The sequence below is a fragment of the Shimia sp. genome (genome assembly GCF_041624275.1).
In the GTDB taxonomy this organism is placed as follows: domain Bacteria; phylum Pseudomonadota; class Alphaproteobacteria; order Rhodobacterales; family Rhodobacteraceae; genus Shimia.
Genome location: NZ_JBFJVE010000093.1, coordinates 1 through 11,259 on the forward strand (window position 1 = coordinate 1; position 11,259 = coordinate 11,259).

Below are 11,259 nucleotides of genomic sequence, written 5' to 3' on the forward strand. Positions count from 1 at the left end.
CAGCGAGGCCCGCAGCAGGCGGGCCTCGCCCATGATCGCGATCAGGAGATCGACGTGGGTGGCGATGGAGTAACCGGCGGCGCCCGACTCGCGCTGCTGGTTGATCCGGTTTTCCCGGTCGAGAAGATGCAGCAGGGCCGGGCTGCTGCGCGGCAGGCTGCCATAGCCGAAATGGCGCCCGAGGTGCTTTTCCCGCCGGTAGCTGTCGACGCCGAGACGCGCGGCCCGGATCAGAAGGCGCGGCCGCCTCAGGTCTGCGACAAGTTGGGCTAGATTCTTCATGGCTGACTCCTGGCTTGGTTTCGCGCCGCCAGAATGATGCAATCCAGGCGGGTGTTGCGCGACCGGGTGCAACGCCGTGCGACAGGTTTCTCAATTGTTTACCAAATAGAAACAATAATCGGCAAATCAGGTAAATTTTAACCGCTGGGTAACAATTGACCGCTAAATTGTGGACAATTTTAGGGAAAACCTGTGGGAAACTGCGGAAGGTGTATTGACCTGAGGGGGCGGGGCTTTGTGGAACGGGTACAACTAAAAGGCGTATTGAAGTGGTTGCCGCCAGAGGCAGAGCGGTATGTGATGCATACCGAGTTCGGCCGCTCGATACGCGAGATCGCCCGCCAGCAATCCTGTCATCCCTCGACGGTTCTGCGCCAGATCCGAAAACTCGAAACGCAGCGCGACGATCCCTTGATGGACGAGGCCATGAACCGGCTTTCGGCGCTCTATGACCCCTTGCCCGGCACGGTATCGCGAAAGGAGCCTCTCGTGGAGACGGTCAATCAGACAGGCGAGCCCCTACCGGACCAGTCGGCCCTTGTTCGCGAGGGGCAGCGCATCCTGCCACGGCTGTGCGAAACCGGCGCGGTTCTTGCCGTCGGCACCGATATGGACAAGGCGGTGGTGGTGCGCGAGGTCGGCGCCGGGACCGTGCGCACCGCCGTGGTGGCCCGCAACCTGGCCCGCGCGATGGTTCTCAAGGGGTGGATCACCTGCGACAGCCCGGGGCGTATCTCGCGCTATCGGATCACCGCGCAGGGGCGCAGCGCATTGCGCCGGATGATCGCGGAAACCGAGAACCGGGCGACGAACCGGGGCGCCGGTTTCGCCGAAACCCGGGCCGGCTTCGACAGGGACGGTTGCGAATGCGCCGGGGCGCAGGCGCCTGCGGCGCGCTTCTCGAGCGCCGATTCGCCGCTGGCGGCACTGGCCCGGCGCCGCGACCGTGACGGGCAGGCCTTTCTCGGCGAATCGCTGGTCGCCGCCGGAGAAAGGCTGCGCGAGGATTTCGAACTGGCGCAGATGGGGCCGGCCGAGGCGCCGAGCTGGCAACGTTTCCTGTCCGGGCAGGACCGCGGCGGCTATGTGACCGATCCCGGAGTCAGCGGCCCACCGGCCATGGCCCGCGAACGGGTGGTGCAGGCCCTGCACGAGCTGGGCGAGGGGCTGGCCGATGTGGCGCTGCGCTGCTGCTGTTTTCTCGAGGGGCTGGAGCGGGCCGAAAAGCGCCTTGGCTGGTCGGCGCGCTCGGGCAAGATCGTGCTCAGGATTGCCCTCATAAGGTTGAGTGAATATTATCGTTCACAAGCAGGGGATGTAGGTCGTATGATCGGCTAGTACCCGTCAGGGTCTTCGCTTGAAGTTTTGAGCCAACAGCGAGCGAAAGGGCGGTGCGGTCCGACGGAGCGCATCGCCTGCCTTTCGCTCATCGGTCGTCGCACGGTCGGCTCGGGAACACGGGCTCAGACATGGGGGCTCAGGAACACAGGCTGGTGCTCTCAAAGGGGCCGCCGGTCAGCAATTCCTTGATATTGGCGTGCAGGATGCCATAGCCGAGATTGCCGAACAGTCGCTGGCGGCCTTCGTTCAGCACATAGGTCGGGCTGCCCTGGATGCCCTGCGCCCGGGCCTGTTCGTAATCGGCGGCCAGCCGGGCGATGGCGGCGCCGCTTTCGATCTGGCCCAGCACCGGATCAAAGCCGATTCCGATCTCGTCGCAGATCTCGCGTTGCACCGCCCAGTTGGCAATGTCGCGGCCCTCGGCGAAAAACGCCCGCCTCAGGGCCCGCGCGCCCATGGCCGAGGGGCGCTTCTCGAAAGGTTCATTGTCAAGGCCGCCGTCGGATTCGAGCAGCTCGACCGCCTTCAGGAACAGGTGCGGGCTGGCCGACGAGCGGGGCCGGGTGCGGGTCCAGACATCGGGGTGCAGGGTGATGCCGTCGAATTGCCCGGCAACCTCGCGGACATGGGCGGCATAACCGTCGAAACCGCCGCGCCCTTCCCACATGGTCGCGATCTTGGTTTCGGTGTCGGGAAAGACCGAGCAGAAATGCGCCTCGATCGACACCCGTTCGCCGAAATCCTCGTTGAGACAATAAAGCGCCTGTTCACTGACATAGGCCCAGATGCACAGCAGGTCGGAATAATGGAGGATCTTGGTCTGGTTCATCGGGCTGGCCCTTTCCGCTTCGGTTGCCGGATCGGGTAGCGCACGGATGCGAAAACCGCAATATGTGATCGTGTTTCCCCGGGTTGCGTGGGGCGGGGCAAAGAAAAGGGGCCCGCGCGGCGGCGCGGACCCCGAATGAGCGAAGATGGGCGGGCTCAGGCCACGGCGCTCTGGGCCGCCTTCAGGTGCTCCATCAGGGTTTCGGGCGACGAGACGCCATAGGGGTCTTCACCGTGGTCGTCGGCGCGGCCGGGCTCTTCGAACCAGGCTTCGATCACGCCGTCGTTGACGATCGCCGCATAGCGCCACGAGCGCATGCCGAAGCCGAGGTTGTCCTTGGCGACCAGCATGCCGATCTTGCGGGTGAATTCGCCCGATCCGTCGGGGATCACCTTGACGTTCTCCAGCGATTGCGATTCGGCCCATTTGTTCATCACGAAGCTGTCGTTGACCGACATGCAGTAGATTTCGTCGATGCCCAGACCGGCGAATTCGGCGGCCATCTTCTCGAAGCCGGGCAGCTGGTAGGTCGAGCAGGTCGGGGTGAAGGCACCGGGCAGCGAGAACAGGATCACGCGCTTGCCGGCGAAATAATCGTCCGAGGTCACATCCTGCCAGCGGAACGGGTTGGGACCGCCGACGCTTTCGTCACGGACGCGGGTTTTGAAAGTCACTGCGGGGACTTTGACACCTGCTTGCATTGGTATTCTCCTGTCAGCAATTGGTTGTTTCACAAGGCACTTAAAATGATTCTAAGAGGGGTTCAATGTGCCTTTGCCGTCAACCCGCGACTTCTATGGTGCATAGCTGCCATGCGTCTCTGGCCCTTCCTCGACGTCAGGGCTATGCTATGCAGCCAGAAACCTGAAGCGACATGAGGGCTCGACCGTTGCGTGATCTGAAAATCCCCGAACAGCGCCATCCCGAGAAGGCGCATCGCCCGGACAATGCCCAGCCGAGCAAGCCGAAGTGGATCCGCGTCAAGGCACCGACCGGCGAGGGCTATAACGCGACCCGCAAGATCATGCGCGACAACAAGCTGGCCACGGTCTGCGAAGAGGCCGCCTGTCCCAACGCCGGCGAATGCTGGAGCCGGGGCCACGCCACGATGATGATCATGGGCGAGATCTGCACCCGCGGCTGCACCTTCTGCAACATCGCCACCGGCAAGCCCGACACGCTCGACCCCTTCGAGCCGGGCCGGGTTGCCGAGGCGGTCAAGAAACTGGCGCTGACCCATGTGGTGGTGACCTCGGTCGACCGCGACGACCTCAAGGACGGCGGCGCCGAGCATTTCGCCCAGACCATCCGCGCCATCCGCCACCAGTCTCCGGCGACGACGATCGAGGTGCTGACCCCCGATTTCCTGAAATGCGCCCCCGAGGTGCTCGAGGTGGTGGTCGCCGCCAAGCCGGATGTCTTCAACCACAACCTCGAGACGGTGCCGGGTCTCTACCCGTCGGTGCGCCCGGGCGCGCGCTATTTCCATTCGCTGCGCCTGTTGCAGCGGGTCAAGGAAATCGACCCCTCGATCTTCACCAAATCGGGCATCATGGTCGGTCTTGGCGAAGACAAGCAGGGCGTGCAGCAGGTGATGGACGACATGCGTGCGGCGGATGTCGATTTTCTCACCATCGGCCAGTACCTGCAACCGACCCCGAAACACATCGGCGTCGACCGTTTCGTCACCCCGGAAGAGTTCAAGGCCTATGAGACCGCCGCCTATGGCAAGGGTTTCCTGATGGTCTCGGCGACGCCGCTGACGCGGTCTTCCTACCTCGCGGGGGACGATTTCGCCAAGCTTCAGGCCGCCCGCCGCGCCGCGACCTGAGGCCCCTGATCTGATTCGACTCGACCGAGATGCAGCGAACCGGGCCCGCAAGGCCCGGTTCTTGCCTTCCGGCTGCTTGCCGGGCACGGCCGGGCCAGATTTGATTCGAAATCGGTAAACAGTGGGCAGCCGCAGGTTCAATTGTCGTAAATTGAGAAACAATAACGCTTTCAAGCGTTTCGGCGAATGTGGCGAAACTGTGGCCGTTTTGCCGCAAAATTGACATATTTCGAAAAAAGTTAAAAAATTCCAGCAGGCTGGCAAAATGGGCACGGTTTTTCCTTCGTCGGGCAAATCGCGCAATGCTAGCGATATAGATACTGCACAAAAAAGGAGATTATTATGAAGTTAAGTTTGATCACGGCCGCGGTTTTCATCGGCATCGCCGCACCTGCCGCTGCCTGGGAAGGAAAAGTCGTCGCCTGTTACGACAAGGTCTGGGTCCCGGCGAGCTACAAGACCCACAAGGTCCTGCATTCCAAGGGCTATACCAAGTGGGAGCACCGTGGAGACCAGCTGGCCGAGGTCTATTACGCGCCGATGTATATCGAGAAAAAAACGCTGGTCATGGAAGGCCATTACGTGAAGCGCAAGGCGCCCTGCCGCAACTAGACCGCTTGCCGAGATCAGGAAAGGGGCGCCGGGTGGGCGCCTCTTTCACCGCGCGGGGCCTATTGCGGCCCCTGAGCAGGCTCAGAAACTCCCAATTGAGATCAAATTGCTGCCGCTTTGTCCGGGCATCTCCTTCTTGAGGCATTTTCATTCAAGGAGACAAAAATGATCTATCGGACAATGGCGGCGGTGCTCTTGTCGAGCGTTGCGCTGCCCGGTGTCACCGCCGAAGAGGCCAAGCGGATCGGGTGTTTCCGGCAGGTCACCGTGCCGGCGGAATACCGTACCACCAAGAAAAAGATCAAGGACAGCTACCGGGTCTACGTCAAACGCGCCAACGGGCGCATCGACCTGATGGAATACCCGCCTGTCTATGAAGAGACCAAGCATCTGGTGAAAGAGGCCTACACCCTGATGAAAGAGGTCGACTGCAACGACTGAGCCGCCGCCCCGTGCGTCTCAGCGCGGCGGGCGCAGCCCCAGCGACCGGTCGCTCTGCCAGCCTTCCGGCCAGCCGACCCAGGTCTCGATGGCGACCAGCGCCAGGCAGATCACGATGACCGCCAGCACCAGCTTGACCCGCCCCGCCGAAGGCGGGTGGCGGGCCCAATGGGCCATGCGCATCAGCAGGCGCAGGTTCATGACAGGAAACGCACCTTGCCGATGAAGGGCAGGTTGCGGTTGCGCTGTGCAAAGTCGATGCCATAGCCGACGACGAATTCGTCGGGAATCGAAAAGCCGGTCCAGTCGGCGGTGATGTCGGCCTCGCGCCGCGAGGGCTTGTCGAGCAGCGCGATGGTCTTCAGCTTGGCCGGGTTGCGCGATTGCAGAAGATGCAGCACATGGGTCAGCGTGTGGCCGGTGTCGACGATATCCTCGACCACCAGCACGTCGCGGCCCTCGATCTCGCCGCGCAGATCCTTGAGAATGCGCACCTCGCGGCTGCTTTCCATGGCGTTGCCGTAAGAGGACGCCTCGAGGAAATCGACCTCGACCGGCAGTTCCAGCTCGCGCACCAGGTCGGCGATGAAGACGAAAGAGCCGCGCAGCAGGCCGACCACGACCAGCTTGTCGGTGCCGGTGAACTCGGTCGAAATTTCTTCGCAAAGCTCTTCGATCCGGGCCGCGATGGCCTTGGCCGAGATCATCTGGTCGATGACATATGGACGCTCTGTCATAGACACCCCCTTGATTTTCCGACCGCAGCATACGAAATGGGCGGCCACTGTCCACGCGAAATCATGCCATGCCCACTCACTCCGAAACCCGTACCCTGCCGTATAGCGCCCAGCAGATGTATGATCTGGTGGCCGATGTCGCCGCCTATCCGAAATTCCTGCCCTGGTGCGCCGCGGCGCGGATCCGTTCGGAGCGGCCCCATGACGGCGCCCGCGAGATGCTGGCCGACCTTGTGATCTCGTTCAAGGTGTTCCGCGAGCGGTTCGGCAGCCGGGTGCTGTTGCACGATGCGGCCAAGAGCATCGACACCGAATATCTCGACGGGCCGTTCAAGTTCCTGAAATCGACCTGGGCCTTCCGCGATGTCGAGGGCGGCTGCGAAGTCGCCTTCTTCGTCGACTTCGAGTTTCGCAACCTGATCCTGCAAAAGGCCATCGGCCTGGTGTTCAACGAGGCGATGCACCGTATCGTCGCCGCCTTCGAGGCGCGCGCGGCAGAGCTTTACGGCGCCTCCTGAGCCGGTATTGTGGCGCCCGAAAGGGGCCCCGCCATGATCACCGCAAAACTGTCGTCCTTCGCGGCCGCAACGCGCGCCGCCGATGTGCCGCCCGAAACCCTGCACATGCTGCGCCTGTCGATGCTCGACTGGGCCGCCTGCGGCATCGCCGGCAGGGCCGAGCCGGTGGCGCGGATCACCCGTGACATGGTCGTGGCCGAGGCGGGTACGCCCGAGGCCCGTGTCTTCGGCGGGTCGGCGGCGCTGCCGGCGCGGGCGGCGGCGCTGGTCAACGGCGCCACCAGCCATGCGCTGGACTATGACGACACCCATTTCGACCATATCGGCCACCCCAGCGTCGCGGTGCTGCCGGCGGTGCTGGCGGTGGCAGAGATGACCGAGGCCGACGGGCCGGCGCTGCAACTGGCCGCGCTGCTGGGCATCGAGGCCTCGATCCGGGTCGGGGTCTGGCTCGGGCGTGGCCACTACCAGACCGGGTTCCACCAGACCGCCACCGCCGGGGCCTTTGGCGCCGCCGTGGCCGCCGCCCGGCTCCTGGGCTTCGATGCGGCGCAGACCGAGGCCGCCCTCGGCCTTGTCGCCACCCGCGCCTCGGGGCTGAAATCCCAGTTCGGCACCATGGGCAAACCCTATAACGCCGGGCTTGCCGCCGCCAACGGGGTCGAGGCGGCGCTGCTGGTGCAGCGCGGGTTTGCCCCCGATGTGCGGGGGCTCGAGGGGCCGCAGGGCTTCGGCGCCACCCATGCCGGCGCGGCCGATGCCGGCGCCCTCGAAGGGCTAAGCGCGCACTGGAGGTTCGACCGCATCAGCCACAAGTTCCACGCCTGCTGCCACGGGCTGCATGCGACGCTCGAGGCGCTGTCACACCTCGATCGCCCCGGCGTGGACGAGATCGCGGGCCTCGGCATCGAAACCCACCCGCGCTGGATGAGCGTCTGCAACCAGAGCGCGCCGACCACCGGGCTCGGCGCCAAATTCTCCTATCGCACGGTCGCCGCCATGGCGCTGCTCGGCCATTCCACCGCCGCGCTCGAAAGCTATTCTGACGCGCTATGTGCCGACCCCGCCATCATCGCCCTGCGCGACCGGGTTTCGGTGGTCGCGACCGAAACCCTCAGCGAAACCCAGGCGCGGGTGACGCTCACCCTGAGCGACGGCACCAGGCGTTCGGCCCGCCATGATCTCGAGGCGCCGATCCCGCTGGCGGAACGCACCGCAAAGATCCACGCCAAATCCGCGGCGCTGATCGGCGCGGCGCGCAGCGCGCGCCTTTGGGATGCGCTCGAGGCCGCCGCCCCGGCCGCTGCCCTGGCCGGGCTGCTCTTCGCCTGAGGCTTTTGCCGCCCGCCGGGCTTCATCTCGTGCCAAATACTCCCGCCGGAGGCGTCTTCGCCCGCCTTGGCGCGATGCCGCATGAAAAAGGGGCGGACCGCAAGGCCCGCCCCCCTCCTGTCGCTTTCGCAGATGTCAGGAGTTCATGTCATAGGCGCGTTCACCGTGGACGCTGAGGTCAAGCCCGTTGACCTCGGTCTCGTCATCGACCCGCAGCGGCGTGATCAGCGCGGTCAGCTTGATCAGCACGTAGGACACCACCAGGGTGAACAGGCCGACCACCACCAGGCCGCCGACCTGCGCGACCAGCGTGCCGCCGGTCTCGAAACCGAAGAGCGCGAAGACGGCGATCATCAGCGTGCCGAAGATGCCGCCGACCCCGTGCACCGCGAAGACGTCAAGCGTGTCGTCGATCTTCAGCTTGTTGCGCACCAGGTTGACCGCCTCCTGACACAGGATGCCGGCCACGGCACCGATGATCAGCGCCTCAATCGGGCCGACGAAGCCCGAGGCCGGGGTGATCGAGGCCAGGCCGGCGATGGTGCCGGTGACCAGGCCCACCAGCGAGGCCTTGCCGTATTTGATCTTCTCCCACAGCGCCCAGGTCAGCGAGGCGGTGGCGGCCGAGATATGGGTCACGGTCAGCGCCATCGCGGCGCCGCCGTCGGCGGCCAGCTGCGAGCCGCCGTTGAAGCCGAACCAGCCGACCCAGAGCATCGCGGCGCCGATCATCACCATCCAGGGCGCATGCGGCGGCGTGCTGCGGTTCTTGCGCGGCCCCAGCACCACGGCCAGCATCAATGCCGCAAGACCGGCGGTCTCGTGGACCACGATGCCGCCGGCGAAATCCTTGACCCCGGTGTCGCCGAAGATGCCGCCATCAGCCAGGAAGCCGCCGCCCCAGATCCAGTGCACCACCGGGGCGTAGCACAGGAGCATCCACAGCCCCGAGAAGACCAGCACGAAACCGAAGCCGATGCGCTCGACATAGGCGCCGACGATCAGCGCCGGGGTGATGATGGCAAAGGTCATCTGAAAGGCAAAGAACAGCACCTCGGGCAGGGTGCCCGACAGGCTGTCGCTGGTGACACCGGCCAGGAACAGCTTGTCGAGACCGCCCCAATAGCCGCTGGTGCCGCCGCCGAAGGCGATCGAATAGCCGACCGCCAGCCACAGCACGCTCATCAGGCAGGCGATGGCATAGGTTTGCATGAAGACGCTGAGCACGTTGCGTGCCCGCACGAGGCCGCCGTAGAACAGTGCCAGACCCGGCAGGGTCATGAACAGGACCAGGGCCGTAGCCACGATGATCCAGGCGGTATCCGCTCCGTTCATTGTCCCTTCCTTTCATTTTGTTGATGATTTGGGCGCCACAAAGCGCAGGAAAGGGGCAAAACTAAAATGCAAACCGGGCAAATGGCGCCAAAAACATGGGCGGTTTCTGAAATGCGTAATATTTGGGCGGCAATCCCGCAGAGCTGCCCGATAATCGATCAGTATTCCAAAGCCGCTTTCAAGAGCAGGCGCAGCGCGTGATTCCGCGCCTCTGAGCGCACATTGCCCCGCCCGAGCGCGCCGAACTCGATGGTTTCGCTGACGCAGGCCGCGGCGCTGGCGATGCCGAAACACACCCGGCCCTCGGGTTTGAACTCGGACCCGCCGGGGCCGGCGATGCCGGTGATCGCCACCGCGAGGTCGGCATCGCTATGGGCCAGCGCGCCGCGGGCCATTTCGCCGGCGACCTGCTCCGAGACCGCGCCATGCGCCGCGAGGGTCTCCGGCCGCACCGCCAGCATCTCGACCTTGGCGGCATTGGTATAGGTGACGAAACCGCGTTCGACCACCGCCGATGAGCCGGCGATATCGGTCAGCGCCGCCGAGACCATGCCCCCGGTGCAGCTTTCGGCGGTGGCCAGGCGCAGGCCCTTCGCCTTGCAGGCCTCGAGAACCTCTTCGGCAAGGCTCACAGCCCCAGAACCCCGTGGCTGATCCAGGCCAGGACCCCGGTGCCGAGGGCGGCAAAGATCCCGGCAAAGACATCGTCCAGCATCACCCCCAGCGCGTCGCCGCGCCGGTCGGCCCAGCCGATGATGCCGGGTTTGGTGATGTCGAACAGGCGGAACAGCGCGAAACCGGCGATCCAGCCGGGATACATGCGCAGCGGGTCGACCCCGGCGTGCCAGGCGCCGAAACTGACCAGCAGAAGCGCGATCCACTGCCCGGCCACCTCGTCGATGACAATCTCGCTTGGGTCGTGATCCTCGGCGCCGCGCGTGGCCTGCGCCGTGGCCCACCAGCCGATGAAAAACACCAGCACCGAGGCAATGGCGAGCAGGGGAAAACCGCCGGCATAATGCAGGCCGAGGGCGGCCAGCACCGCCACCGCCGACCCCCATGTGCCGGGGGCGGGGCGCAGATGGCCGACGCCAAACACGGTTGCGATCAGCATGCTCATGGTTTCACCAGAGTTGCGGTGGCAATGGCGGCAATCCCCTCTTCGCGGCCGGTAAAACCGAGCCTTTCGCTGGTGGTCGCCTTGACCGAGACCTGATCGGCGCGCAGCCCCATGATCTCGCCCATGCGGGTCATCATGGCACCGGCATGGGGGCCGATCTTGGGCTGTTCGCAGATCAGCGTGCAGTCGACATTGGAAATCGCATAGCCCTTTTCGCCGGCCAGCTTCACCGCATGGTCGAGAAAGATCGCGCTGTCGGCGTCCTTCCACTGCATGTCGCTGGGCGGGAAATGGCGGCCGATGTCGCCCTCGGCGAGGGCGCCGTAGATGGCGTCGGTCACCGCATGCATGCCGACGTCGGCATCGGAATGGCCCCTGAGCGCCTTGCTGTGCGGGATCGTCACGCCGCAGAGCGTCACCTGATCGCCGTCGGTAAAGGCATGCACGTCGAACCCGTTGCCCAGCCTGATATCCATATGTCCTCGCAAAATTCGTTCCATCCGGGCGAAATCCTCCGCCGTGGTGATCTTGAGATTGGCCTCGTCGCCGGCGACGATGGTCACCGACAGCCCCGCCGCGCGCGCCACCTCGACATCGTCCGCCGCGCCGCCGCCATGGGCGCGATGGGCCGCCAGGATGGCGTCGAAATGAAACCCCTGCGGCGTCTGGGCACGATAGAGATCGCTGCGGTCCCGGGTGCCCGAGACCGTGCCCCCGGCTCCATGCCACAGGGCGTCGGTGACCGCCAGCGCCGGCGCTGCGCCCGCCGCGCCGTCGAGTGCCGCCAGCACCTCGGAGATGATCCTTGGCGTGACCCCGGCGCGCGCCACATCGTGGATCAGCACCTTGGCAAAGCCCGCGCCGTCCAGCGCCTCGAGGCC

15 protein-coding genes are annotated in these 11,259 nt (G+C 64.9%); 6 read left to right on the forward strand and 9 right to left on the reverse strand.

Going from position 1 to position 11,259, the window contains the following annotated elements:
- On the reverse strand, window positions 1–282 hold a 282-nt coding region (locus tag ABZD10_RS08870), incomplete at its 3' end, for a DUF6477 family protein (RefSeq protein WP_372885900.1).
- 300 nt (window positions 283–582) lie between these two features.
- Between ABZD10_RS08870 and ABZD10_RS08875 the strand changes: the two genes are divergently transcribed.
- On the forward strand, window positions 583–1,620 hold the full coding sequence (locus ABZD10_RS08875) for a DUF6456 domain-containing protein (RefSeq protein ID WP_372885923.1): 1,038 nt from the start codon (window positions 583–585) through the stop codon (window positions 1,618–1,620).
- A gap of 139 nt (window positions 1,621–1,759) precedes the next feature.
- On the opposite strand, the gene ABZD10_RS08880 is transcribed toward ABZD10_RS08875, so the two are convergent.
- Window positions 1,760–2,452, reverse strand: a complete 693-nt coding sequence (locus tag ABZD10_RS08880; protein ID WP_372885902.1) for a DsbA family protein — start codon at window positions 2,450–2,452, stop codon at window positions 1,760–1,762.
- 155 nt (window positions 2,453–2,607) lie between these two features.
- Window positions 2,608–3,153, reverse strand: a complete 546-nt coding sequence (locus ABZD10_RS08885) for a peroxiredoxin (protein ID WP_372885905.1) — start codon at window positions 3,151–3,153, stop codon at window positions 2,608–2,610.
- 188 nt (window positions 3,154–3,341) lie between these two features.
- On the opposite strand from ABZD10_RS08885, the gene lipA reads away from it, so the two are divergent.
- The 3 genes from lipA to ABZD10_RS08900 all read left to right on the forward strand — a co-directional run bounded on the left by lipA (window position 3,342) and on the right by ABZD10_RS08900 (window position 5,336).
- On the forward strand, window positions 3,342–4,283 hold the full coding sequence (gene lipA, locus ABZD10_RS08890; RefSeq protein WP_372885907.1) for a lipoyl synthase: 942 nt from the start codon (window positions 3,342–3,344) through the stop codon (window positions 4,281–4,283).
- Between the two features lie 342 nt (window positions 4,284–4,625).
- The gene (locus ABZD10_RS08895) at window positions 4,626–4,895 is read left to right on the forward strand and encodes a hypothetical protein (RefSeq protein WP_372885909.1); all 270 of its coding nucleotides are present in this window, start codon (window positions 4,626–4,628) and stop codon (window positions 4,893–4,895) included.
- Between the two features lie 165 nt (window positions 4,896–5,060).
- On the forward strand, window positions 5,061–5,336 hold the full coding sequence (locus ABZD10_RS08900) for a hypothetical protein (protein WP_372885910.1): 276 nt from the start codon (window positions 5,061–5,063) through the stop codon (window positions 5,334–5,336).
- A gap of 18 nt (window positions 5,337–5,354) precedes the next feature.
- Here the strand turns inward: ABZD10_RS08900 and ABZD10_RS08905 are convergent, their stop codons facing one another.
- Together ABZD10_RS08905 and hpt are read right to left on the reverse strand one after the other, a co-directional pair.
- Entirely contained in the window at window positions 5,355–5,537 is a 183-nt protein-coding gene (locus ABZD10_RS08905; RefSeq protein ID WP_372885911.1) for a hypothetical protein, read from the reverse strand.
- A complete protein-coding gene (gene hpt / locus ABZD10_RS08910; protein WP_372885912.1) occupies window positions 5,534–6,073 on the reverse strand; it encodes a hypoxanthine phosphoribosyltransferase in 540 nt (179 codons plus the stop codon). Before hpt ends, ABZD10_RS08905 begins: the two co-directional genes overlap by 4 nt.
- A gap of 68 nt (window positions 6,074–6,141) precedes the next feature.
- On the opposite strand from hpt, the gene ABZD10_RS08915 reads away from it, so the two are divergent.
- Window positions 6,142–6,591, forward strand: a complete 450-nt coding sequence (locus tag ABZD10_RS08915) for a type II toxin-antitoxin system RatA family toxin (protein WP_372885914.1) — start codon at window positions 6,142–6,144, stop codon at window positions 6,589–6,591.
- Window positions 6,592–6,624: 33 nt separating this feature from the next.
- Window positions 6,625–7,923 (forward strand): MmgE/PrpD family protein, encoded by a 1,299-nt coding sequence (locus ABZD10_RS08920; RefSeq protein ID WP_372885915.1) that lies wholly within the window; start codon window positions 6,625–6,627, stop codon window positions 7,921–7,923.
- A gap of 135 nt (window positions 7,924–8,058) precedes the next feature.
- On the opposite strand, the gene ABZD10_RS08925 is transcribed toward ABZD10_RS08920, so the two are convergent.
- The 4 genes from ABZD10_RS08925 to ispF all read right to left on the reverse strand — a co-directional run.
- A complete protein-coding gene (locus ABZD10_RS08925) occupies window positions 8,059–9,258 on the reverse strand; it encodes an ammonium transporter (RefSeq protein ID WP_372885917.1) in 1,200 nt (399 codons plus the stop codon).
- A gap of 158 nt (window positions 9,259–9,416) precedes the next feature.
- Entirely contained in the window at window positions 9,417–9,890 is a 474-nt protein-coding gene (locus ABZD10_RS08930) for a CinA family protein (protein WP_372885919.1), read from the reverse strand.
- On the reverse strand, window positions 9,887–10,378 hold the full coding sequence (locus tag ABZD10_RS08935) for a phosphatidylglycerophosphatase A (protein ID WP_372885921.1): 492 nt from the start codon (window positions 10,376–10,378) through the stop codon (window positions 9,887–9,889). Before ABZD10_RS08935 ends, ABZD10_RS08930 begins: the two co-directional genes overlap by 4 nt.
- Window positions 10,375–11,259: 2-C-methyl-D-erythritol 2,4-cyclodiphosphate synthase (gene ispF / locus ABZD10_RS08940; RefSeq protein WP_372885922.1), on the reverse strand; the 885-nt coding region annotated here is incomplete at its 5' end. The genes ispF and ABZD10_RS08935, both read right to left, overlap by 4 nt.

Bases quoted from the DNA above. Each gene is read 5' to 3' on its own strand.
- ABZD10_RS08925 (WP_372885917.1), bottom strand. From the start codon at position 9,258: ATGAACGGAGCGGATACCGCCTGGATCATCGTGGCTACGGCCCTGGTC.
- ABZD10_RS08935 (WP_372885921.1), bottom strand. From the start codon at position 10,378: ATGAGCATGCTGATCGCAACCGTGTTTGGCGTCGGCCATCTGCGCCCC.
- ABZD10_RS08920 (WP_372885915.1), top strand. From the start codon at position 6,625: ATGATCACCGCAAAACTGTCGTCCTTCGCGGCCGCAACGCGCGCCGCC.
- ABZD10_RS08885 (WP_372885905.1), bottom strand. From the start codon at position 3,153: ATGCAAGCAGGTGTCAAAGTCCCCGCAGTGACTTTCAAAACCCGCGTC.
- ABZD10_RS08900 (WP_372885910.1), top strand. From the start codon at position 5,061: ATGATCTATCGGACAATGGCGGCGGTGCTCTTGTCGAGCGTTGCGCTG.
- ABZD10_RS08905 (WP_372885911.1), bottom strand. From the start codon at position 5,537: ATGAACCTGCGCCTGCTGATGCGCATGGCCCATTGGGCCCGCCACCCG.
- hpt (WP_372885912.1), bottom strand. From the start codon at position 6,073: ATGACAGAGCGTCCATATGTCATCGACCAGATGATCTCGGCCAAGGCC.
- ABZD10_RS08880 (WP_372885902.1), bottom strand. From the start codon at position 2,452: ATGAACCAGACCAAGATCCTCCATTATTCCGACCTGCTGTGCATCTGG.
- ABZD10_RS08875 (WP_372885923.1), top strand. From the start codon at position 583: ATGCATACCGAGTTCGGCCGCTCGATACGCGAGATCGCCCGCCAGCAA.
- ABZD10_RS08895 (WP_372885909.1), top strand. From the start codon at position 4,626: ATGAAGTTAAGTTTGATCACGGCCGCGGTTTTCATCGGCATCGCCGCA.
- ABZD10_RS08915 (WP_372885914.1), top strand. From the start codon at position 6,142: ATGCCCACTCACTCCGAAACCCGTACCCTGCCGTATAGCGCCCAGCAG.